The 22,722-nt window shown below is 46.3% G+C and carries 20 protein-coding genes; 2 read left to right on the forward strand and 18 right to left on the reverse strand.

All coding sequences use genetic code 11. The annotated features are described in order from the left end of the window. Positions 1-15: 15 nt before the first annotated feature. From AK965_RS09615 to AK965_RS09675, 13 genes are all read right to left on the reverse strand, one after another. Positions 16-1,227, reverse strand: a complete 1,212-nt coding sequence (locus AK965_RS09615; RefSeq protein WP_172438116.1) for a CDP-glycerol glycerophosphotransferase family protein — start codon at positions 1,225-1,227, stop codon at positions 16-18. A 56-nt stretch (positions 1,228-1,283) separates the two neighbouring features. Further along, a complete protein-coding gene (locus AK965_RS09620; protein WP_099079392.1) occupies positions 1,284-2,063 on the reverse strand; it encodes an NTP transferase domain-containing protein in 780 nt (259 codons plus the stop codon). Beyond that, positions 2,060-2,689 (reverse strand): gamma-glutamyl-gamma-aminobutyrate hydrolase family protein, encoded by a 630-nt coding sequence (locus AK965_RS09625; RefSeq protein WP_099079393.1) that lies wholly within the window; start codon positions 2,687-2,689, stop codon positions 2,060-2,062. Before AK965_RS09625 ends, AK965_RS09620 begins: the two co-directional genes overlap by 4 nt. Next, positions 2,686-5,667 (reverse strand): PEP-utilizing enzyme, encoded by a 2,982-nt coding sequence (locus AK965_RS09630; RefSeq protein WP_172438117.1) that lies wholly within the window; start codon positions 5,665-5,667, stop codon positions 2,686-2,688. The genes AK965_RS09625 and AK965_RS09630 overlap by 4 nt, the downstream gene beginning before the upstream one ends. Positions 5,668-6,199: 532 nt before the next feature. Then, complete coding sequence (locus AK965_RS09635; protein ID WP_099079395.1) at positions 6,200-6,892, reverse strand: PEP-CTERM sorting domain-containing protein; 693 nt, start codon at positions 6,890-6,892, stop codon at positions 6,200-6,202. A 228-nt stretch (positions 6,893-7,120) separates the two neighbouring features. Continuing rightward, positions 7,121-8,248: an acyl-CoA dehydrogenase family protein gene (locus tag AK965_RS09640; protein ID WP_099079396.1), complete on the reverse strand. Its 1,128-nt coding sequence runs from the start codon at positions 8,246-8,248 to the stop codon at positions 7,121-7,123. An 11-nt stretch (positions 8,249-8,259) separates the two neighbouring features. Then, positions 8,260-9,468, reverse strand: a complete 1,209-nt coding sequence (locus AK965_RS09645) for an acyl-CoA dehydrogenase family protein (RefSeq protein ID WP_099079397.1) — start codon at positions 9,466-9,468, stop codon at positions 8,260-8,262. A gap of 16 nt (positions 9,469-9,484) precedes the next feature. Then, a complete protein-coding gene (locus AK965_RS09650) occupies positions 9,485-10,651 on the reverse strand; it encodes an acyl-CoA dehydrogenase family protein (protein WP_099079398.1) in 1,167 nt (388 codons plus the stop codon). A gap of 8 nt (positions 10,652-10,659) precedes the next feature. Continuing rightward, positions 10,660-11,835 (reverse strand): lipid-transfer protein, encoded by a 1,176-nt coding sequence (locus AK965_RS09655; RefSeq protein WP_099079399.1) that lies wholly within the window; start codon positions 11,833-11,835, stop codon positions 10,660-10,662. 12 nt (positions 11,836-11,847) lie between these two features. After that, on the reverse strand, positions 11,848-12,270 hold the full coding sequence (locus AK965_RS09660; protein WP_099079400.1) for a MaoC family dehydratase: 423 nt from the start codon (positions 12,268-12,270) through the stop codon (positions 11,848-11,850). Continuing rightward, on the reverse strand, positions 12,251-13,360 hold the full coding sequence (locus AK965_RS09665) for an acyl-CoA dehydrogenase family protein (RefSeq protein ID WP_099079401.1): 1,110 nt from the start codon (positions 13,358-13,360) through the stop codon (positions 12,251-12,253). The genes AK965_RS09660 and AK965_RS09665 overlap by 20 nt, the downstream gene beginning before the upstream one ends. Further along, entirely contained in the window at positions 13,357-14,331 is a 975-nt protein-coding gene (locus AK965_RS09670) for an OB-fold domain-containing protein (protein ID WP_182852700.1), read from the reverse strand. The genes AK965_RS09665 and AK965_RS09670 overlap by 4 nt, the downstream gene beginning before the upstream one ends. A gap of 50 nt (positions 14,332-14,381) precedes the next feature. Further along, positions 14,382-15,146, reverse strand: a complete 765-nt coding sequence (locus tag AK965_RS09675; RefSeq protein WP_099079402.1) for an SDR family oxidoreductase — start codon at positions 15,144-15,146, stop codon at positions 14,382-14,384. 147 nt (positions 15,147-15,293) lie between these two features. Between AK965_RS09675 and AK965_RS09680 the strand changes: the two genes are divergently transcribed. After that, positions 15,294-16,070, forward strand: a complete 777-nt coding sequence (locus tag AK965_RS09680) for an enoyl-CoA hydratase (RefSeq protein WP_099079403.1) — start codon at positions 15,294-15,296, stop codon at positions 16,068-16,070. A gap of 118 nt (positions 16,071-16,188) precedes the next feature. Here AK965_RS09680 and AK965_RS09685 read toward each other — a convergent pair whose 3' ends face one another. The 3 genes from AK965_RS09685 to AK965_RS09695 form a co-directional block, all read right to left on the reverse strand. Then, positions 16,189-17,352, reverse strand: a complete 1,164-nt coding sequence (locus tag AK965_RS09685) for a helix-turn-helix transcriptional regulator (RefSeq protein ID WP_099079404.1) — start codon at positions 17,350-17,352, stop codon at positions 16,189-16,191. A gap of 75 nt (positions 17,353-17,427) precedes the next feature. Further along, positions 17,428-18,387 carry an electron transfer flavoprotein subunit alpha/FixB family protein gene (locus AK965_RS09690; RefSeq protein ID WP_099079405.1) on the reverse strand — a complete coding sequence of 320 codons (960 nt, stop codon included), beginning with the start codon at positions 18,385-18,387 and terminating at the stop codon, positions 17,428-17,430. A gap of 9 nt (positions 18,388-18,396) precedes the next feature. Further along, positions 18,397-19,146 carry an electron transfer flavoprotein subunit beta/FixA family protein gene (locus tag AK965_RS09695; protein WP_099079406.1) on the reverse strand — a complete coding sequence of 250 codons (750 nt, stop codon included), beginning with the start codon at positions 19,144-19,146 and terminating at the stop codon, positions 18,397-18,399. A 515-nt stretch (positions 19,147-19,661) separates the two neighbouring features. Here AK965_RS09695 and AK965_RS20930 point away from each other — a divergent pair. Beyond that, positions 19,662-20,012, forward strand: coding sequence for a cytochrome c (locus AK965_RS20930; RefSeq protein WP_172438118.1), 351 nt, complete (start codon positions 19,662-19,664; stop codon positions 20,010-20,012). Between the two features lie 256 nt (positions 20,013-20,268). Here AK965_RS20930 and AK965_RS09710 read toward each other — a convergent pair whose 3' ends face one another. Then, entirely contained in the window at positions 20,269-21,303 is a 1,035-nt protein-coding gene (locus AK965_RS09710) for a ferredoxin--NADP reductase (RefSeq protein WP_099079409.1), read from the reverse strand. Positions 21,304-21,330: 27 nt separating this feature from the next. Further along, positions 21,331-22,551, reverse strand: a complete 1,221-nt coding sequence (locus tag AK965_RS09715; protein WP_099079410.1) for an acyl-CoA dehydrogenase family protein — start codon at positions 22,549-22,551, stop codon at positions 21,331-21,333. Positions 22,552-22,722: the final 171 nt, after the last annotated feature.

Consider the following 22,722-nt stretch of genomic DNA (forward strand, 5'->3'; position numbering starts at 1 on the left):
AAAATGAAAATATCACTAGTCGCCAACAACAAGCGTCTCATTCAGTATCGTCATGATCTGCGCCGTCGGTGATAATGGTGGTCTTAGCTTCTTTTGCATATCCTCATCAAACATGACCTCATCACCTCGAATTATCGACACGATGAACCTTTCTATGTCTGATTGCTTTTCTGCTTTCAACATTGCGTCATAGCCTAACTTGCCGTAGTCATTCAGACGCTCTCTGATGTTCGGATTAAGGTAAAGTACTGGCTTACCTATGTATAAATACTCGGTGATAAATGAAGTACAATCATGGATCATGCCATCCGACTCTCTGAATAAACCCACATATTCCCCCTCTTCAAGTTGCAAATTAGGCTTGGATGACCAGAAGTTCCAATACTGATCGGTTTTTTCTTTTCCCCAGTCAGGGTGGCGATAAAGCTTCTCTTTTAGTAATGGATGGGGTTTAAAAGCAAAGTTCACTTGATCGGAATACTTGACCGCCAATGCTTTGAGGCACTCAGCGTTTTCAAGAAACGTTGCGTTGGATAAAAAGCTGCTATCAGCGATGCTGTGGTGTGGTGCAATGATGATTTTTTTGAGCGATGGGTTTATCCACGGGTTTTCATATTGGCTGTCATTATACAATGCCTCGGTCGCAGGATAGCCTACGACTACACTATTACTTCCTTCATTGTAAGCGTATTCTTGAGCAATTTTTCTATGGATCTCATTAATTTGAAAAAACTTCCATACCAGGTTTTCAGTCGGGCCATTAAAGTGAATAGCGAAATTCAAATCCAACAATTCAAAGTATGGAACATAACACGTAAGCTTATTTCTTAAGCTTGAGATAGAGTACTTCTCTAACGAGTCGTTATGTGGGTTGGTGAAGAATATCAGGTCTTGATTTATGACGTCATCCTCTTCCGCCCATTGTTCACTTGGGCAAGATCGGCTAACCCTATATCCCTTATCAACAAAGAACGCTTCGGTTTGTCTTGTGTTCGCTTCAATATCAGAAGCATTACACCTTGGGATCACCAAAATCATAGGACAATAATGGGGATGCTTATCCATCGCCTGGTAGAGCAAATCTGTTTTCCACATGCTTTTTTCAAGCACCAGAAACACTACCTTGATTTGATCGCCGTGTTTGGTCTTACGCCTAATCCGCTTTATCTCATAGTAGTGAAATGGTTTGGCGGCTAAGATTAAGAGCCGAGTTCGATGTTTTTTCACTCTCATCCATAACCAACGCACCATTGGCACTGTGCCTAAAACGTCCCTTATCATGATTACGCCTTATAAAAAGGGTCAAGCTGGTTGCGTTTGTATAGCGCCTCATAAGCATTCAAATCGTCGGTTGAGTCAATCTCTAACCATCCTGAATCCACCTCTACAGCTTTTATCTTCCAGCCTTTATTGATGAGTATCTGAAGAAAGCTAGTCATATACATATTGTAGAAATCCTTACCGTCATATAATGCCTGACGATCAAGTTTCAAATAGTCATTTACAAAGTCGCCAATCTTATCTTTTCGAATCTTGATAAGCCCAGTATATTGCCCTTGGATCTGATCATAACTTTCCGGCTTCTGACCTAACTCTAAGACGCATCCTTCCTTATCGAGCACCAAAGTCTCTGCATCGTTGAGGGGGTCATCCATCCTAATTGACCATAAATCATGCCAATTTTTGTCGACCATGAGCGCGATTTCAGCCTCCGATGCTAGCAGTGCCTCTAAATTCGATGGGTTATAGACAATATCACCGTAGCTAATAATCAAGTCCTCTTCACACGCTTCGATGAACTCAATTGCCGAAAATAAACTTTCTACCATATTAGTTCGCTGGAAGTGCTCATTGTAACTGGTATCATAACCGAGTACTTCAAGCTGCTCAGCGCAATAGCCAGTTGCGATGTGGATATCCTTAACGCCTTGACTTTTCAAGCTATCAATTTGCCTATCCAACAACGTTCGACCTACCAAGGGAACCAGACACTTAGGCTTATTATTGGTCAAAGGGCGCAGTCGCGTCCCTTCTCCTGCCGCCAAAATTAATGCTTTAGTCATAAGATTTGTCTTTTCAGTAAGTTTATGTCTAGTTGGTTGAAACCATCGACTCTTTCAGGGTGCCACATCATCCCGAACACTTGTTTTGAAGGATGAGTAAAAGCTTCAATATTTCCCATATGGTCTGATGCGATAGGTTTCAGATGCCTAGCTAATTTTTCTGAAGGGATCCCCCAACCATGAAAACTGTTCACCAATGTTGGCAATTCAAAATCCGCATTTAAAGTAACCAACTCATGCCAGGTACCAATGTGGCCTTCAATTGGTTGCAAACCGCCACCGAAATAATGATTTATCACTTGCATCCCTCGACATACCCCAATCAAAGGCAAATCATTTTCTAATGCATATTGGATAAGTGCATGCTCAAATTCATCCCTTTCAGGCGCCGTATCGCTCGCCAAGGGGTCAAGGTCAGTGATGCTATTTCCTCCGGAGAGGATAATCCCTGACAGACCTAGCGATGTCATCAGCACCTCCACTAGGCTTGCCGGAATATTCGGTAAAGGAACAGGCAACCATTCCATCGAAATCATTAATTCATACCAACGCTGATCGATTGCATCGCGTTGTTCGTCATGGCTTTCGACAAAGTCAACGCGGTGACTTATTCCCACGAGCTTCATTTAACGACTCTCAAGGTTTGTCCCAGGCAATCCAACTCGAGCTTATGAGAAGCTAATAATGCCTCGTAAAGTTTTTCCCCTACGCCTATGGCTGCCGGTAAACCTATCTCTGCGGCTCGAATCGCCATATGCGAGTTTGCGCCGCCAAACTGAGTGATCAGCCCTGCTATTTCGTGACCAAAAAGCCAATCGTAACCAGGATCAGCCTGAGGAATCATGACGATTTTCCCTCTAAGATTGATGTTCTCATTAGAGATAGAGGCAACCTCTGCCGTAACACTTTTTAAACCAATATAGTTTGGTAATGAAGAGTGTCTCTCAAAACAATAAAATTGAGATTGATCATTAATAAATGAAGGGAGCTCGACAATCCTTGTTATCTGATAGTCCGCCTTTCTTTTCTGTATGCTCTCAAGTAAGCCCTCCGTCGTCATTCGGTTGAGTGTTAAACTTTCAATGTCACTATATGTCATATAGGAGAGGTCATCTCTGCTTAACCCAATGCTATGACCCCATTTCACCAGACTGTCTAATGCTTTGCTTAAACTCTTTGTCATTTCGAATTTAACACTTTCACGCTGTTGAGTTGCTTTCACCAAGTACTCGATGAATGCAGACGTACTAAGAACTGATTCTAACTGTTCCAACAGACCACTCATGGCCAGCAGCTCACCGTCGGTAAACTGTATGTCGCAGCTTATTTGCTCTTTAGATTGCATCTCCTTCGGTATCAAGTAATGCTCAGGAAGCTCCCAATAGGCAGGCGTGGTCACTTCGTAAGTCCCTGGCCTCAAATGACCATACTGGTCTATTAACTCCCCCAAGGTGATTTCACCAGAGGAAAAACGCGCTTTATCTTTTTCAAACTGCCCCGCAACAGTGTCAAAACTACTCAAAAAACCCATGCAGCGCTCTTCCGACAAACCACCACTTTGTACCAAACTATTTAACAACGTACGAGCGACGAAACCCGCTCTCGCGGCATGAGAAAATGCCAAGGTACCATAACGCCTGCAATCATCGAGCAAGGCAAATGCTCTATCTAAATCCATCATACAGGCGTCATTAATATTCTGACGTCGCGATGTTAGGAGCACGACGGGACTCACGTCGTCATCTAACCGAGTCAGCGCATTTTGCGTTATTTCTTTTAGTCCTTGTTCTAAAATGGACAAGTCTGACTCTCGGACGCCATAAGGGAGTAAACGTGCAGATGCGTCTTGCTTAAACTCGGGCGTCCAAATCGTAAAAGCGACATCGAATTCAATTTTATCGTGCAGACTTGGGTTATTGTTCAGTATCGCGATGTAAGCATTGACGATCCTCCCCGCAGAGTCTTCAGGTACCGATTCAGGTATAAAAGAGCTAAAACTCGCTCTCACATCAACGTAAGGATGCCCAGAAAAACTGACAATTAACGGGTGTGGCCTCACGTCCTTGTAACCATACTCAGCTCTCTGTTTGGCCCAAACATCATTGGTAATAAGTTGCTGATACAGGCTTAGAGATAACGGTTTAGGCCGGGTACTAATGATTTCGGCAGGGTTCCAATCTGGCATATTGGCGAAGATTGTGGTGTCGCCGAACACAAAGGGAGGCTTAATTTGATACTCGTTATAACGGGTAACATTGGATTTTAGAGAGGTAATGATCCTGTTATTTTCGATCTCATCATCATTGCTGACTAAAACTGGCCGCACCTGAAATATATGCACTGTTCCGGAAGAGTCGACCGCAAACTCAATATCTAACTTGTCAAAACCGAGCAGTGTTTCTAGCTCTTGAACCGAAGTCAACACAGACTTGAGTTCTGGAGCCACCGTGTCGAGCGTCTCTGGATGAAATTTACTAACTAGGACGGTTCTTAATTCACCACCACAACCGGATGTCACTGACTCTGTAGATTGCGTTGTATCATCAAAATTAAACCGATAATAAGGTGCGCCGGTTTCTAGGCTACAGGTAAAGACAACACCGGACATGATGACATCTTGCAAAAACGCCTGAATAAGGATCTGTTCTTCACTCGCAAGTGACGGCCCATAAGAATCGAGCACCGTTTGTATCGCCGAGTTGAGTTGTGCCAGATCATTTCCATCAACGCCAAGAATACTATCAAATCCACCCGCGTTAGAGCTGTTCCAGTTGTCTTCGGCCTTTGAGCTGCTTCTCACCACCAGTTGCTTGTTTTCAAACTTATTTCTTATAGCTGCCAGTACTGTGGTTGAATCGATGCGCCATTCTGCTGCGGTAAAACTATACTGTTCGCCGATATAGCTGGTTTTTACGATATGTTCTAGGCGTGAAAGCGTGTCTGCTTTGGTACCCAAAATAAAATTTGCTATATCGTTTGGAGAATTAAACTCTGCCCACTCCCCCTTAACATCTTTATAATGGACGGTCAGTCCTTGCAGGCTCATGAAAGCGATAAGATCGAGCAGTTTTTTTCCTGCCATTTCTCGTTTAATGTCATGATTTGAGTCTACGATTACGTTGACGGCCCGCTCTCCGAAATACACTAAACCGGTAAATTCAAACAGTTCACTATCAACAATCAAAACTTCCGCTTTATCGATGTCTTCTTTTTTCCTGGCGTAGTACCTTTCTAACCAATGACTATCCACCGCAACGGTGATATCCGCCTCTAGTGAGATAAATTCATTAATAACATCATTTCGAAAGACAGTGTCCCCGTACGTTACGATGCAAGGTTTGTTTGAGATTGGGGCATGGAAGAAAGTATCCAGTGGCGTGGAACTTTTCCACTCTGGCGTGGCAATAAAGTTCAATTTGGGGTAAAGACCGATCACTTCCTCTATTTGATAACCTCCAAGAAAATACACATCATCAAGTCGAACTAAACTTGAAAAGCTGTGTATCTGCCAGTCCATTACTCTCGTATTCATTGAGATGTTTTTTAGTGCTGAAGGTTTGTTGCCACTCTTTGGAGCACCAGCCCCCAAAATAAACACGTTCACTCGCCACCCCCAACGTTCCATCCTTAGAACAAGCAATAATTAACTAACAGATTACTGCCGTCGTCGGGCATTGCTTTTCTTGTAACTAGGCAATCGCCCGACCAATTTCTCGCATCAGCGCTAATGGCATTCTCAAAAGCAAATAAATGCGACACTCTCATCCTTGCAAAAACCGCGAAGCTTCGACCGATTAAGCACAGGATATTTTCATCAAAATGCAACTTAGCATGCTTATTTTTTGTGATTATTCATTCAAAAATCGCTCGTTACTTCACCACAAATAATGACAATTATATTATCTTTCATTGCGTTATATCCAAATAACCAAGCAACATTCTGATTATCAAATAAGGTGTCAACCATCGTCTATCGTTAAATTAGATGGGAACATAAATCAGGAGCCCTTAGGCATAGCCAGCACGTAAGCCTGACTCTAGCCACGTTGATCATTAGGTTCGTTAAATAATTAGAGCCACTGCGTAATACGCTATGTGGCTCGGATATTTTACCTGTTCAGAACAAAATCGAATATTCAGCTCACTTTCCTACGACGAATCATGCCTAGGCCTAAAAGTCCCGCCGCCAACAAAAGGGTTGAACCTGGTTCAGGAATGCTTCTTGGCGTCCCGCGTCGTGGACTACCGTATGACTTATCACTCCCTGTACACTCTTCGATGCCATCCGGCAGCGTCGCGTCACCGGTACAGAGTTGCTGTGAACGAACGCCGGCTAAGCCAAAATCAGACAGCTCTAGTCCAAAATCCAATGTCGTCCACGTAAAAGTTTGGATTTGATCAAATCCTTGCGCGCCAAGTCTAAATACGAGCTCCCACTCATCATCTGGCGTTTCCAAATTAGGACTAAATCCTTCTAAATTACATCCGTTACCACAATTATTTGAGGTGGTATCTGTCGCCCAAAGCGCTACCTCATCTGCAGGGTCAATATTTGTCAAACCAATGTCCGCAGCCGTCGTCCCGGGCATCGTATGATCGCCAAAATCAATAAATAAACCCAGCGCTTCAGCATCCCAAGGGTCTACGGTAAACGAATAGTTAAATAAATTGTTAGTCTGGTCATGTTCGACGGCAAACACATAACTTCCAGATTCACCTTCATTCGTCGCCCAATTACTATAAACAATCTCAGCTTGCGCTTGAGTAATGAAAGCGATACCAAGATAAAGGAAGATTGCTGATTTAACACTCATAGCTTTAACACTCATAGCTTTAACCTCGTAAAGATGTATTGCAAGGATAAAGGAGCAAAGTTCACGCCAAAATTAAAAGTGCTAGTAAGACAACAAATTAGCGAAGCGCTCTTAGTAAGTCAGCCCTGAAGTGTAAAAAATATTGACAGTGTAGTTATTAAATAAAAATCCTCGTAAGCGGATGCGTCACGAGGATTCGGTTTAGAAAGCAAAAAATTTAGACCGTTATATGCTTATAATCAATTACTCTTCCAACAAGGCTTGATAACGGCTCTGATGGTAGTCTGAATCTCCGAGATGCATTTGGGCCACACGAATTCGCTTTAGATACAATCCCACATCCAACTCGTCTGTCACGCCCATTCCACCGTGCATTTGAACCGCCTCTTTGCTTATAAGATCCGCCATCTGGTTCATTTTCCATTTCGCTAAACTCACCGCTTTCGCACGTTGCTGTTCGTCAACTGAACTATCAATGACAGAAAACGCGTTCATCAAGGTGCTTTTGGCCAGTTCAAGTTCGACATAACACGCAGCAGCGCGGTGCTGAAGCGCTTGGAAACTGCCAATCGGTTGATCAAATTGCTTACGCGTTTTCAGATACTCTAATGTCATCGTAAACAGCGCCTCACTCGCACCAAACAACTCTGCAGCCAAACATGAAGCCGCGACATCCTGCGAGAACGCTAACGCTTCTCGAACTTCCTGCGCGCTACCAAGCATGGCCTCTTCCGTTACCACTACCTGCTCGAAACTGACCATCGCCATATTACGAGCATCGACCAGCTTCATCGATTTCTGCGTCACACCAACGCTGCTAGCGGGAACAAACACTAAACGAAGTTGGCTGTTCAGCTTCGCCACCACGAGGTAGGCATCTGCTCCTAGTCCATCGGTAACAAGTACTTTCTGGCCAGAAAGCACATAGCCATTATCATTCGCTGTCAGTGTGGTAGTCACCGTATTCGGATCATAAATGTGGCTCTCTTCATGAGCCAATGCCACGCGAAGTTCACCGCTAATAATCCCCGTAAGCCACTGATCTTTCTGCGATTCATTACTTAGCATTTCGATTAATGAACCGCACAATACCACTGATGAGAGTAAAGGCGATGCCGATAGATTGTGACCAATTTGAGTAAATACCGCGCCCATTCCTTTATAACCGAAAGCGAGACCGCCAAACTCTTCAGCGAATGGTATGGCAGTCCATCCCATTTCGGCCATACTCTTCCAAAGCTCGCTATCGAACGCTTGGTCTGTATTGTTGTCACGCAGTGTGCGCTGAGCAGATACCGGGCTGATCTCACCTAAAAGTCCTTCGGCACTTTCCAGTAACATCAGCTCATCTTGTGAATAAATTAGACTCATTGATGTACCCCTTATTGTGTCTTTTCTACTTTGCTCGCATCCGGCAAATTCAATACGCGTTTGGCAATCACGTTCAATTGAATTTCGGAAGAGCCGCCTGCGATGGTTTGAGTAAAGCTGTTTAACCAAGCTCGAGTGACACCCAGTTCCTGCTCTGAGAACGCATCATCCTGCCAACCCAGCCCACGATAGCCCATGACGTCAAGTAACAGTTCAAACTTGATTTTTTCTTGCTCAGTGTGCACGAGCTTCATGATCGACATTGTGCCACTCACGTCTAAGCCCGAACGCGCTTCTTCTGTCATGCGCTGAACCGTAAGCGCATAGGCTTGTTCTTCCATGTCGGCTGCGGTGATGCGTGCTTTCAGGCTTGCATTATTAGCAACCGGCGAAGAAGACAAATACGCTTTACTCAGTGCTAATAGGTCATAGTGCGTCGGCAAGCTAAACTCACCGAACTTCGACATCGCCGCACGTTCATGTTGAAGCAGTTGCTTAGCCAGTGACCAACCCAGATTTGGTTCACCAATGAGGTTGTTCTTCGGTACGCGCACCTCGTCGAAATGCACTTCGCAAAATGACGATTTGCCACTGATCAAATCAATCGGCGAAACCGTTACGCCTGGAGCGTGCATATCCATCAGTAATAACGAGATACCATGGTGTTTACTACCGGAGTTGTCCGTTCGTACCAAAGCATACATCCAGTCACTTTTATTGCCGTAAGAGGTCCAGATTTTTGCCCCATTGACGATGTAATCATCACCATCTTCTTTTGCCGTCGTGCGAATATTCGCTAGATCGGAGCCTGCATTAGGTTCACTGAAGCCTTGGCACCAACGCACTTCTCCACGAGTCATTGGGGTCAGAATACGTTGCTTTTGCGCTTCTGTACCGTATTTTAAAACCACGGGACCGAGCATCCAAATACCGAGGTTAATCTGCGCAGGTCGGCAGCCTAAGCGGCGAATTTCTTGTTCTAGAATATTTTCTTGGGTCGCATCTAAACCGCCACCGCCATATTCTTTAGGCCATCCCGGACAAAACCATCCCTTGTCGCGCATGCGCTCAAACCACAAACGCTGATCTTCCGTCTTGAATTCAATCTGGCTTCCGCCCCAAACCAGTTCGTCATCAGGAGTGGGCGTTCTTAACGAAACCGGACAGTTTTCTTCTAGCCATGCCCGAACTTCCTGTCGAAATAAATCTTTATCGCTCATCGATGTTCTCCTTGAATTATCGGGCTCGAGGCAATCCTAAGCCTAGCTGTGCGATCAATTCGCGCTGAATTTCGTTGGTACCACCACCGAACGTTACCGTAACAGAAGCGCGAACTTCATACTCTAACTCACCCTCAAGTAATGATGCCGCCGATCCCTGACGAACCATGCCATTCGCACCAGTTATCTCTTGTAGCTTGCGCAGTATCTCGATGACAGACTCTGAGCCGTATACTTTGGTCGTTGACGCTAAGGCCGCATCTAACGCCCCTGCTTCAAGCTCAGCCGCAATACGGAAATTGATCAAACGCATCGCTTCAAGACGGGCATAGCACTCAGCCAATGCTGTACGCACCCATGCTTTATCCATCGCTTTGTTGCCTTGCTCGTCCGGTGTTTTTGCCCACAAAAATACGCGGCGGAATAGACCAACGACTTTGTCGGACCATGAGCCAAGACCCAGTCTTTCATGGTTTAACTGAGCCGTCATTAGCTTCCAGCCACCGTTTAACTCACCAACCAACATCGATTTTGGTACTTCCACATTGTCATAATATGTCGAAGTAGTGGTGTTAGATGTCGTAGGAATTAGCGTGTGAGAAAAGCCTTCACTCTTGGTATCAACAATCATGATTGAGATACCTTTATGTCTTGGTAAATCAGGATCAGTGCGAGCCGCTAACCAAATATAATCCGCTTCATTTGCGCCTGATGTCCATAACTTGGTGCCGTTAACCACGAAGTGATCGTCTTTTTGACGCGCAACCGTCTGTAAGCTTGCCAAATCTGAACCCGCATTCGGCTCAGAGTAGCCAATCGCAAAATGGATATCACCGCGTGCAATACCGGGTAAAAACCTCTCTTTTTGCTCTTGCGTCCCAAAGGTCATCAACGCGGGACCAACGGTGCTGATAGTAACAAAAGGAAGCGGAGCGCCTGCGATATTGGCTTCTTCAAAAAAGAGCAACTGCTCCGTTGCGCTGTAACCTTGACCGCCATATTCTTTCGGCCAACCGACGGCTAACCAGCCATCTTTGCCCATCTGACGAATCACATCACGGTATTCCGTGCCGCTCTCTTTACCGCGTAATCGTGCTTTGAGCTCCGGCGTCATCAGTGCAGAGAAATAGTCCCGAATAGTACGGCGTAGCTCTTGTTGTTCTGGTGTTAAATCGACAAACATACTGCCTCCTACTCACTACCTAAAATCAGACCACTGGTTGGAACACCCGTACCTGCCGTCACGAGCACATTGTGTACATCATCAACCTGGTTGACTGCTGTGCCACGAACTTGCCTTACTGCTTCCGCAACGCCGTTCATGCCATGGATATATGCTTCGCCAATCTGGCCACCATGTGGGTTGATTGGGAGCTTGCCACCACGAGCATGATGACCCGCACGAATGAACTCTTTCGCTTGACCCTTAGGCACAAACCCAAACTCTTCTAATTGAGGCAGAACAAAAGGAGTGAAATGGTCATAAATGATCGCCGTTTGGAAATCTTCCGGTGTCAAGCCTGACTGGTTATAAAGCTCTTTTGCGACCACGCCCATTTCAGGCAAACCCGTGATATCTTCACGGTAATATGAAGTCATGCATTGCTGACCATCGGCAATGCCTTGAGCGCCCGCTTTGATGATGACTGGCTTAACTTGCAGTGTTTTTGCTACTTCAGTACGTGTGATAACCATCGCGACCGCGCCATCAGACTCTTGACAGCAATCAAACAAATGCAGGGGTTCGCAGATCCAGCGCGATGCTTGGTGCTCTTCTAACGTGAGCGGTTTTTCATAGAAAAACGCATTTGGGTTAGTCGATGCGAAATCGCGTGCCGCCACCGCGACGCGACCGAAATCCTCAGACGTTGCACCGTATTCATGCATATAGCGCTGTGCAAACATACCAACCCATGCTGCTGGCGTATGGAAACCATGCGGAAGGTACCAGCCGTAGTTAACGTTCTCGAAGATTGGCGTTGATCCGAAACCATAGTCGCCACTACCAAAACGGTACCACGAACGTTCATTCATCGCGCGGTAAACCACGACCGTATTGGCAAGGCCCGAGGCAACGGCCATTGCGGCATGCATAACCGGTGCACAAGCAGCGCCGCCACCATGAGGGATTTGAGAGAAAAAGGTCACTTTCTCACACCCTAGCAAGCGTGCTAATTCGTATTCCGGCACTTTATCGACCGAGTAGCTGCAAAAGCCATCGACTTCGGAAGGAGAAATGCCCGCATCTTCCAAGGCAGCTAACGTCGCCTCCATGGCCAGACGCAGTTCTGTGCGACCTGAGTTTTTGGAAAACTCCGTTGCCCCTAACCCCACGATTGCGGCTTTGCCGCTGATTGACGAATCCATTCTTTTTCTCCCTTATGCCGGCAATGACATTGAAACAGTGCCACTCACGTGTGTACCCATGCTATTTTTGCCCGCGATGCTCACGACGACGTTATTTGCTTCTGAGTCGATGTGCGTCACTTCACCTTTGAATAGCATGGTGTCGCCTGGGTAGTTAGGCATGCCTAGCTTGATCTTAAGATCTTTCAAACGGGCCCCATTACCCGCCCACTCTTCAACGTAACGCTGAACCAATGCATTGGTGGTTAAGATATTCATAAAGATATGCGGGGTACCCGATGCCTGTGCTGCATCTTTGTCATGGTGACCCGGAAAGTAATCGCGTGTGGCAAGTGCACCGCCCGTAATCAAAGCAACAGTAATTGGGATCGATAGCTCTGGTAAGTTATCACCAACATTGATTTCACTGATTCTATTATTTTTCTTCGAGATCATATTTCCACCCGAGTGTGTTGTTATCTGCTAGCCAATCGCCTAAGCGTTCAAGGTTGTCACTGCTGCCTCCAAGAGCAAGGCAAATCGCACGGCTCCAATACAAGTACAAATACGTTGGAGAGCTAATGTCAACGCCAAAGCCGCCATGCACATGTTGAGTTTTATGACAAATGAAATGCCCCGCTTCACACGCTTGCCACGCCGTTGATAAGGCCTCCGGCTCACACGGCAAACCTTGATCTAATCGATAAACCAATTGCCAAAGCGTAGATCGCACGGCCTCTAGTGAAATTTGGCAGTCGGCTAATACCATCTGCACCGCTTGGAATGCACCAATTTGTCGTTCAAATTGGCGGCGCTCACTAACGTACTCAACCGTGCGTTTGATTTGCTGCTTACACAGACCAACCAACATGGCAGACTGAGCCGCAATCAAACGAGGATGAAGCCAAGATTCTGCATCGTCAGACAGCAAATAGTGTTGGTTTAGACGTACGCCTTCAAAGACAAGATCGGAAACCGATTCTCCTTGAGTTAGCGTGCCATCAATGCGCTGGATGTCGCTTAAGCTCAAGTCGATCAATACCAAGCGTTTTCGACCTTCAAGCTCAGCGGCAACCAACGTATATTGGCTATCACTCGCTTCAGGTACGGCATTAACGCGTCCAGAAAGGATTAATTCACTACCTTCAAATTGTGCCGATAGTGAAGCGTCATCGAAGTTGGCGATGGTTAACACATTTGCCCCTTCTGCAGCAGTGATTGCAATTGGCAGTAAGGATTCATTGCCAAACTGACTGATCACCGCCGCAGCAAGTTGATGGCGATATAACGGTACCATTGCGAGCGATTGCCCTTGAGCTTCAAGCACCACCATCATTTCGGTCATGTTTAGTCCACTTCCGCCCACGGTTTCTGGGATCAACAGCGAGTGTAAACCGGTCTCGATGCACGTATTCCATAACGTTTCCATGCGATTTTTACCTGAATCGGCAAACGTGCATAACTGCTCATCGGTACAATAATCACTAAAAACGGAGACGGCTAACTCTTCGATGGCGCGCTGGTCATCTGTAAGGGTAAAGTTCATTGCGCCTCCCTAATTTTAAACATCGGTAATGTCAACTCACCATCAAAGGTTTCAAAGCACACTTCTACTGGAGTTCCAATAGCCATCTTCTTCGGATCCATACCAACGAGACCCGCAGTAATACGAACCCCTTCTTCAAGTTCAATAAGACCGATTGGGTTTGGGTAATCGAAAGGTGGAATTTCTGGGTAGTGCATCACCACGTAGGAATAAAGCTCACCTTGGCCGCTTGCCACTTGATAGTCGAGCTCAAAAGATTGACAGTGAATACAAACCGGAGCCGGTGGGTGCTGCAATTTATTGCAACTTTTGCAATGCTGAATACGCAATTCATGAGCATCACAGCCTTCCCAGAAAAAGCGGTTGTCATCACTGATACCAGGCTTAGAGCGCTTGATCACAGGAATCGCTGAATCACTCTCTTGTTTTGCTTCCACGGGATGAGCAGGCTTAAATTTGAACACTCGGAAAAGCAACTCGCCCACTTTCTCATCGCCGTTTGGTCGTTCTGAGAAATAGGCCATCTTCAATGTGACAAAATAGCCCGTACCTAGCGCGGTTTGTTTCTCGTCACTGAGCGCTTCGAAACGAGTCGTGTAGTACAGCTTTTCGCCCATTTTTAAATAGCGATCAAAGCTTAGCTCCGAGTTAACCGCCACGACCGATGGGTAGCCGTTTTCTTCAAGCAAACTCAATACACCATATGGATTTTCGTCGGTAGAACCTGGTGGGTAATTATTTTGATACAGCCCCGATTCACACCAACTCTGTAGCATCGCCGGTGGCGCAACTATTCCCTCAAATTCGGTGCGAAGTGCGTACTCAGGATCCGTGTACAACGGATTATTCACCCCCATCACTTCACACCATTGCCTTACCATTGCTGGGTTCACTTCATCCCACGCGTAAATACGGCCGAACTCTTTGCCGACCATTTCGCGTAATGGGGTTAACCAGTTATTATCAGCCAATGTCTTTCTCCTACTATTCAAAACAACTGATTACTTAGTTGTTGATGTGTTTACGCTTCTGCCGCAGATAAGAAAGCGGGTTTTTCACCACCACCATGGAGCACTAAATTACAGCCACTCCCGTATAGGCAATGTTCAGATGCCAAAAATAAGCACGCACCACCAATGTCACTTGGTTGGGCCATGCGCCCTAAAGGAATAGTCCCACTCACTGCTTTAATACCGGCATCATCACCATAATGAAGGGTAGATTGCTCAGTCTCGACCAAGCCTGGGGTCACGGCAACAACGCGCACTTTAGGTGCCCACTCCACAGCCAGCGATTGAACTAAAGACAATACGCCCGCTTTTGCTGCACCATAGGCAGCTGTGCCTGGAGATGGTCTCAACGCACTCACACTGCTGATGAAAATGATCACCCCAGGACGAGATTGACTCTGCATCAGGGTGTTTGCTCGTTGAGCTACATTGAGGGGTGCGATTAAATTGAGTCGAATAATACTTTCGTGGAAGCGTGGCGATGCCTTGTCAGCCAGTGCAAACGGGCTGCCTCCGGCGTTATTGATTAGCACATCGAGTTGGCCATATTCAGCCTGAATAATCGAAAACAAGGTATCGACAGAGTCTAAATCGCGTACGTCAACAGGTAAGAAGCGGGCTTTCATTGCGCCACTACTTGGCAATGTTTCTGGCTCTGTGCGGCCACACACAATGACTGTCGCACCACTTTGTAGAAATGACTCCGCAATACCGAAACCAATACCCTTCGTACCTCCGGTGATCAACACCGTTTTACCTATATTTTCAAATTGCATAACGTCTCCATTTACCATCATTCCATCACAATGGAAGTGTCCTGATGTTATTTTCAATGCTTATGCCGACCAATTCGTCGTCTAAATGGACGATGAAAAAAAAACGTGAGCTATAGAGAATCGCCTTGAAAGAGAAAGGAGTTTCCGATGGACGAAAAACCGGTTTTATTGACTTATCCTAGCGAAGGGGTAGCGCAGCTAACGCTCAATCGCCCACAGGCGACAAACGCACTGAGCTTAGAGCTGCAGAAACAACTCGCTGATTACTTTGTGCAGTTGTCTGAAGACTCAAGCGTGCGCTGTATTGTACTCACTGGTGGTGAAAAGGTGTTTGCAGCCGGAGGCGATATCCACAGCATGGTCGATTGCAGTCCTATCGATATTTATAAGCGTCACACCGAACGTTTGTGGGCACCGATAGCCAACTGTCCCAAGCCTATCATCGCTGCAGTATGCGGCTATGCTTATGGCGGTGGTTGTGAGTTGATGATGCACGCCGACATCATCATCGCGGGGGAAAGCGCCTCATTTTGCCAGCCTGAGATCAACATCGGTATCATGCCTGGCATAGGCGGCACACAGCGCTTAGTCCGTGCGATTGGTAAAGCCAAAGCAATGCAGATGGCGCTGACTGGTAAACCGATCAACGCCCATGAAGCGTGGGTGGCTGGTTTAATCAGTGAAGTCTGTGCAGACAACAACGTCCTTGAACATGCCAATTCAATGGCGAAAAGGGTCGCAAGAATGCCACCATTAGCCGCCGAGCAGATAAAAGAAGTGATCAATGCAGGGATGGATGCATCGCTGGATGCCGCGATGGCCATTGAGCGAAAGGCGAATGCGTTGTTGTTTGCTTCGTACGATCAAGAAGAAGGCATGAAAGCCTTTATTGAAAAACGCTACCCTAGCTTTAAAGGGGAATAAAGCAAACCCCAAGCCATGATTTCCCAAAAACATATCTTGGGAACGTCATGGCAATTATTAGGCTCATTTAATTAGCTTGAAGCGATGTAAGAACATGCTGCCACTGCATCAATAGGGATCACATATGAGCTTCTGCATCCGTGCATGCAAGTGGCGCAACACTGTTAAGCAGAATACGGACAAGCTCCGTTTGGCGTCGAACGCCGGTCTTGGAAAAGATTGAACGCAGGTGTGCACGAGCAGTATTGCGGCGAATATTGAGCCTTTCTGCCGCTTCTTCTAAAGACAGTCCGTTGGCCAATTCGAGTGTCAGCGCCGTTTCAGCAGACGTTAAACCAAAAATTTTCTTAGCAACATGACTGCTTGCCTGAGACTTAGCTACAGAATCACGGATATAAACCACCGCTTTTCCATGCCCAGTACCATTTTGCCATGCAGGCGATGGGATCACTTCGACAACAACCCCAAGGTTAACCTCACCCGATGGGCGAGCCACAGACATAGCTTCAGGCAGTATCGGTCGATCCGACTCCCTAACCATCTTAAATGAATTATGGATCAGCTGCTTGAGCTCTCGATTATCATTCGGATAATGGGCCGTCAATTTTCCGCCCTGAACTTTCAGTCCATCTTCTTGCATCAACAATTCATTGGCAAAGACATTCTGCTCAAGAACACGGCCCGATTCATCGATTTGCACCGTGGCGATCGATAGACGGCTAATCGCTTCATTGTACATTGAGCCGAGTGAGTGGCTTCTGTCTAGCTGGTGATGAATATCAAGGGCACGTTTAAGGTGGGAGACAAGCATTTGACAAAGCGCTTTGTCTTCGGAGGAAAAGTTTTGGGCAGCTTCAGGTCTCGTGATACGCAGTTTCACCGTTCCGCCATCACTCGTTGCAATATCAACCGACATCACATGATAGACATCAATATTTGCACACCAATATTTACGATAAGTACTTTGGATCCACGCTTCTTCATCCATTAGATCATCAACCGTAAATACCGTATCTACTTGTTGATTATTAAATGGTGTGATGTGATAACGATAAGGAAGATACTGCACCTTTTTTTCTGCGCTAATACCGTTTCCAATCGCGATCATTAAGCCTAGATCTTCTTCCTCATTTTCGAACGTTGGTTTAAGAATCAAAGTAACATAATTTGCCTCAAAGCAATCGCGCAAAGCTTGTAATGGCTTATACCAATTGGATTTACTTTGAGAAAATTCATAAATACCTTCAATCAGTCCACTGTACTGTTTAAGATCAAAAGACATGTCCGCCAAATTACCCTCCGTTATACTACTTATTTAAGGGTAGGAACCCGCAGTAATCACTTACTGCGGATCGCACTATGACTGAGCAATAGATTCCGTAAGTTCAGGAACCACAGTGAACAAGTCACCTTCCAGGCCATAATCAGCAAACTGAAAAATAGGCGCATCAGGATCCTTATTAATGGCTACTATTACTTTAGAATCGCTCATCCCTGCAAGATGTTGAATCGCGCCAGAAATCCCTACAGCTATATATAGCTCAGGCGCCACAATTTTACCGGTTTGCCCTACTTGATAATCATTCGGCACATAACCTGCGTCTACTGCAGCTCGTGAAGCGCCTAGCGCCGCACCCAGTTTGTCAGCCAGTGGTTCTAGAAGATCGCGGTAGTTTTGATCACTACCTAACCCTCTCCCCCCGGACACCACGACTGACGCAGTATTGAGATCTGGACGATCTGATTCAACCAATTCAATTTTAACAAACTGCGATAGACCCGTGTCTGCAGCAGCTTCAATGTTAACTAATTCAGCTTGACCTTCCATGGCTGCCTTTTCAAATGCAGTCGTTCTGACAGTTAAGATCTGAATTTTTTCTTTCGACTCAAGTGTTAACAGTATGTTACTAGTGTATATGTGGCGTTGGTAGATGCCAATATTTTCTATACTAATGACATCCGAAACTTGAGCTGTATCAAGAAGTGCACTTACACGAGGGGATACATTTTTTCCAAACGTTGAGCTGGCGCTAATAATAGCGTCGTACTGCTCTGTTCGAGCCAACTCAACCACAAGCTCTGCCACGTTTTCAGCAACCAAGCCAGCATAATGAGCGGCATCGGCATGTAATACGCGGTCAACACCAGAGATTTTCTGACACGCTTGCGCGACTTCAGCACACTGCTCGCCCGCAACAAGAAGATCAATCTTTGCGTCGGTACTCAAGCTTGCTAGCTTTTGAGCGGCGCCAACGGCATTACACGTAGCACTGACAAGTTGATTATTAAGATGTTCTGCGACAACTAGAATTTTCATAATTTCCCCTTAAAGAACCTTTGCTTCGTTCTTAAGCTTTTCGATTAGCTCTTCAACACTTGAAACCATCACGCCACCTTTGCGCTGCTCAGGAACGGCATAAGACACGGCCTTAAATCGAGGTGTGGTATCAATGCCTAAGCTTGCTATATCGATGGAATCTAAGGGTTTACGCTTTGCCTTCATGATATTCGGAAGTGAAGCATAGCGAGGTTCATTGAGTCGTAGGTCACACGTCACAACTGCTGGTAAAGGCATGTTCAATACTTCCAAGCCTGCGTCAACTTCACGTGTCACGGTCAGTGAATCACCATCCACGATAATCTCAGAGGCAAACGTCCCTTGTGGCCACTTAAGTAGCGCCGCAAGCATTTGACCAGTTTGGTTGCTGTCGTCATCAATCGCCTGCTTACCAAGCAACAATAGTTGTGGCAGCTCTTGCTCTGTCACCGCTTTTAGGGTTTTCGCAACCGCCAGAGGCTCGATGCCATCTTCGGCAAGAACATGAATGCCTCTGTCAGCCCCAACCGCCAATGCGGTTCGAATGATATCTTGGCAACCTTGACTGCCGATACTGACGACGACAACTTCAGACGCGACACCCGCCTCTTTTAGACGAACCGCTTCTTCTACCGCAATCTCGTCAAACGGATTCATGGACATCTTTACGTTATCAAGATCAACACCTGAGCCGTCTGACTTCACTCGCACCTTAACGTTGTGATCGACCACTCGTTTGATGGGAACCAGAATCTTCATGTATTACTCCCTCATTTGTACATGGCACCGATCATTGCTTTTAGAATCTTACGTTTAGCAATCATCGATTAACCGGGTTTTCCGTAAGTTTCACCAAGGTTAAGAAAAAGTAACGCGTTAAACATCGTCCATTGAGACTAGCGATAACTGTTGGGAAACAGTGAAACACAAAAAACCAAGACAAGAAAAAGCGGCCATCTAAAATGCCAACACCTATCAGCCATCAACTGTTATTGGTACCAATACATTACTTGCGTACGAAAACATGGTTTCGTGCCATCGGTTTCGTCATTGATGAGATTAAGGGCTCATCAAGTTGATCAAAAAGGCTGCGAATGTCGCTCCCAGTGAGCAATGTCCAAAAATAAGGAGAACAAGATGACAATGACACGCCCTAGATTTTGCATGACCACAACGTTCAGCCCCTTTGCAGCGTTGGTTTTATTGACAAGCTATAGCGATCTCGCCAGCGCTCAGTTACAACCCGCTTGTTGCGATGATAGATGGGATCCCGAATGGGCTCAGCGAGATATGTGGGGCCCAGGCATGATGAATCCTGGACAGCGACAACGAATGACAAGGCATTGGACATTTACGCACTCAAACATTCCACAAGAATATCTCAATGTAAAAAGCCATTTGCACAAAAGCCAGACGCGATTCGTGAAGGTGGCAAACTGTATCAACAGAAGTGTGTACGCTGTCATGGCACACAGGAGGTGGGAGATGGAAAAATCGCCAACTCATTAAATCCCTCGCCCGCACTTTTAGCGTATATGATCCAAATGCCTATGGCGGTGGATGGGTATTTACTTTGGTCAATCTCTGACGGGGAAATTGTTGGGCACAGGTATGCCTGCGTATAAAGGCCAGTTAACGCAGAATGATATGTGGAAAATCATTACTTATATTCGAGCAGGGTTCCCTCAGATACTCAAAGCGAGCAGAAATAATTCACCTGAATACGGGATAAGGAAGCCTGTGAGCCAATAGATATCATTAACTTATGCTTTCTTGGTTGGTCGTGCTAATATTTCGATATCCAACGACGTAACACTATCCTTAGGTAACAAAAACGGGAAGCGCTCACTTCCCGTTTGTTACTGTTTACACGAAGTCTCTTTAAGTAAAGCGAATCTTAGCTACTTTAGAGTGTGGGATCGCTTGGCAACTCAAAATCAGCTTTTGCTTGATATCACGCTCATCTAACACCTCATTAACCAGCATGCTGACATCGCCTTCTACCACTTCACACATGCACGAGGCACAAAGCCCGCTGCAACAAGAGTAAGGCAACTCGACCCCAGCTCGCTCGGCAGCGTTCAATAGCGTCTCGTCTGGCTGCCATGGGAATTGATGCGTTTCGCGTCCAATTTCCACCGTTGTGTCACAGATTGAGCTAAGCCCATCATCCGATGACATCTCAAGCACTGGCTTACTGTCAGCGGATGGCGCAACAAAGCGCTCTAGGTGAATCGCCGACTTTGGTATGTCAACGGTCGATAGCGCGTTTTCTACCGCGTCCATGAAAGGTGCCGGCCCACAAATGAAAACCTGAGCTGAAGATGACATTGAACTCGCGAGCGATGTCAAAAAGGACTCACTCGGAATACCACTCAGGCTCTCCAGCAAGTGAATCACTTCTAAGCGCTGTGGGTAATCCGCCTGCAAACTTTTGAGCGTGTCTTTAAAAATCACCGACTGCTCATCTCGGTTGGCGTAAATAAGGCGAATGCGTGCATTGCCTTTAACCAATGCGCTTCTCAATATCGAATAGACCGGGGTAATACCACTTCCCCCGGCAAACAGTAACAACTCATCATCAAAGCTTTTCGGCACAAATACGCCAGCAGGCGGCATTACGTCGAGCACATCACCTGGCTTTACGTTGTCACACAGGTAGTTAGAGACTCGACCTCCTGCCACACGTTTAACCGAAACTTGCAACTCCGTATCGAGTTCAGGTGAACTGGACATTGAGTAACAGCGGACCTGATCGCCTCCTTCCCACGGCACACGCAGAGTAAGGAATTGACCTGGCTTATATTGGTATAATGTGCGAACGGACTCCGGCACTTCAAACTGCAACGAAATCGCCTCTTGGGTCTCTTGAACGACCTTCTTAACCACAAGCGCGTGATAATGAGCTGCCGACATAGATTATCCTCCGATAACTGAGATTAATTATACAAATGGGTCCATGTTTGGCATACCAAGCATGACAGCGCCATGTGCACGCATATAAGCATCTGTGTTGTTGGCAATGTGACCACGAGCTTGATGAATATCGCGGAAAATTCGTTCAATAGGATTAGCACGATACAAACCAGACGCAGCGCAAGCACGTAATAAGGCATCCACTTGCTCTGCACAAAGCTTAGGCACCGCTGATGACTGAGCACGCTGCAGTAAACGTTCATTTACGTCTAGAGTGCGTCCATCGCGAATGCTCTCTACAATGCGACTGTAGTTTCTAAATAGCACCAACTTTAGCTGATCACTGACCATCATCGCATCGCATACTGCAAATTGAGCATTCGGGTCTTCGGCAGTTTTGCTGCCGTGCTTACCGATATGCGCGCTTGCTCGCTCTCTAAACTCGTTGATAGCACCATCTAGCGCACCAATACACGCCGAAGAAACTGCACGTTGGAACACTTGAGTAAATGGAATCTTATACAGCCAACTCGGGTTAGTCGCTCGACCTGGACAGCCCTCGTCACTGTGATTGTTTGTACGTTGAGTGCGATGCTCTGGCACAAACACACCTTCAACGACAATATCGTGACTGCCTGTTGCTCTTAGGCCATGAACATCCCAGTTTTTCTCTATGCGGAAGTCAGACTTAGGCAGAAGGAAAGTCGTGTGTTCTAGGTCACCACTGTCATCATTTTTTGGTAGCAGTGCACCAAGGAAGATCCACTCACAATGCTCACAGCCACTTGAATAGCCCCAACGACCCGAGAACTGGTAACCACCTTCGACTTTTTCTGCTTTACCAACCGGCATATAGGTTGATGCAATTCGAGTGCTGCTATCGTTCTGCCACACATCTTGTTGAGCCTGTTCTGGGAACAACGGCAGTTGCCAATTGTGAACGCCAATCACGCCGTAAATCCAAGCGGTAGACATACAGCCTTTGGCCAGCGTCATTTGAATACGGTAGAAAACACGTGGGTCAAGTTCGTAACCGCCCCATCGTTTTGGTTGCAATACGCGGAAAAGACCCGCCGCTTCGATGTCAGCAACCGACTCGCTAGGCACCTTACCATCAAGATCGGCCTGTTGGGCGCGTGCTTTCAGTTTTGGGATTAAAGCCGTTGCTTTTTCAATAAGATCAAGCGCCTCTGGCGTGAGGTAGTCTTCGTTGACGGCGTGTGCGGTAATTTCTTCATAGATTGCCATGTTTATTCTCCTAAACACCCCCGCCAAATCTCGACGGTTTCGGCGTTACTCTCTTTGATTAGACGCTAAAAGATTTCCACACTTCCTGTAGGCTCTCATCGTCAATACGGACTAACTCCCTATTCGACACCAGGATTCATGACGGTAAAGCGATAAAACGACACGACTTGT

It is taken from the genome of Vibrio sp. PID17_43 (assembly GCF_002608565.1).
In the GTDB taxonomy this organism is placed as follows: domain Bacteria; phylum Pseudomonadota; class Gammaproteobacteria; order Enterobacterales; family Vibrionaceae; genus Vibrio.

Excerpts from the sequence above, each read along its gene's own strand:
- AK965_RS09620 (WP_099079392.1), bottom strand. The coding sequence starts at position 2,063 with ATGACTAAAGCATTAATTTTGGCGGCAGGAGAAGGGACGCGACTGCGC.
- AK965_RS09625 (WP_099079393.1), bottom strand. The coding sequence starts at position 2,689 with ATGAAGCTCGTGGGAATAAGTCACCGCGTTGACTTTGTCGAAAGCCAT.
- AK965_RS09635 (WP_099079395.1), bottom strand. The coding sequence starts at position 6,892 with ATGAGTGTTAAAGCTATGAGTGTTAAATCAGCAATCTTCCTTTATCTT.
- AK965_RS09640 (WP_099079396.1), bottom strand. The coding sequence starts at position 8,248 with ATGAGTCTAATTTATTCACAAGATGAGCTGATGTTACTGGAAAGTGCC.
- AK965_RS09645 (WP_099079397.1), bottom strand. The coding sequence starts at position 9,468 with ATGAGCGATAAAGATTTATTTCGACAGGAAGTTCGGGCATGGCTAGAA.
- AK965_RS09650 (WP_099079398.1), bottom strand. The coding sequence starts at position 10,651 with ATGTTTGTCGATTTAACACCAGAACAACAAGAGCTACGCCGTACTATT.
- AK965_RS09655 (WP_099079399.1), bottom strand. The coding sequence starts at position 11,835 with ATGGATTCGTCAATCAGCGGCAAAGCCGCAATCGTGGGGTTAGGGGCA.
- AK965_RS09660 (WP_099079400.1), bottom strand. The coding sequence starts at position 12,270 with ATGATCTCGAAGAAAAATAATAGAATCAGTGAAATCAATGTTGGTGAT.
- AK965_RS09665 (WP_099079401.1), bottom strand. The coding sequence starts at position 13,360 with ATGAACTTTACCCTTACAGATGACCAGCGCGCCATCGAAGAGTTAGCC.
- AK965_RS09675 (WP_099079402.1), bottom strand. The coding sequence starts at position 15,146 with ATGCAATTTGAAAATATAGGTAAAACGGTGTTGATCACCGGAGGTACG.
- AK965_RS09680 (WP_099079403.1), top strand. The coding sequence starts at position 15,294 with ATGGACGAAAAACCGGTTTTATTGACTTATCCTAGCGAAGGGGTAGCG.
- AK965_RS09685 (WP_099079404.1), bottom strand. The coding sequence starts at position 17,352 with ATGTCTTTTGATCTTAAACAGTACAGTGGACTGATTGAAGGTATTTAT.
- AK965_RS09690 (WP_099079405.1), bottom strand. The coding sequence starts at position 18,387 with ATGAAAATTCTAGTTGTCGCAGAACATCTTAATAATCAACTTGTCAGT.
- AK965_RS09695 (WP_099079406.1), bottom strand. The coding sequence starts at position 19,146 with ATGAAGATTCTGGTTCCCATCAAACGAGTGGTCGATCACAACGTTAAG.
- AK965_RS20930 (WP_172438118.1), top strand. The coding sequence starts at position 19,662 with ATGGGCTCAGCGAGATATGTGGGGCCCAGGCATGATGAATCCTGGACA.
- AK965_RS09710 (WP_099079409.1), bottom strand. The coding sequence starts at position 21,303 with ATGTCGGCAGCTCATTATCACGCGCTTGTGGTTAAGAAGGTCGTTCAA.
- AK965_RS09715 (WP_099079410.1), bottom strand. The coding sequence starts at position 22,551 with ATGGCAATCTATGAAGAAATTACCGCACACGCCGTCAACGAAGACTAC.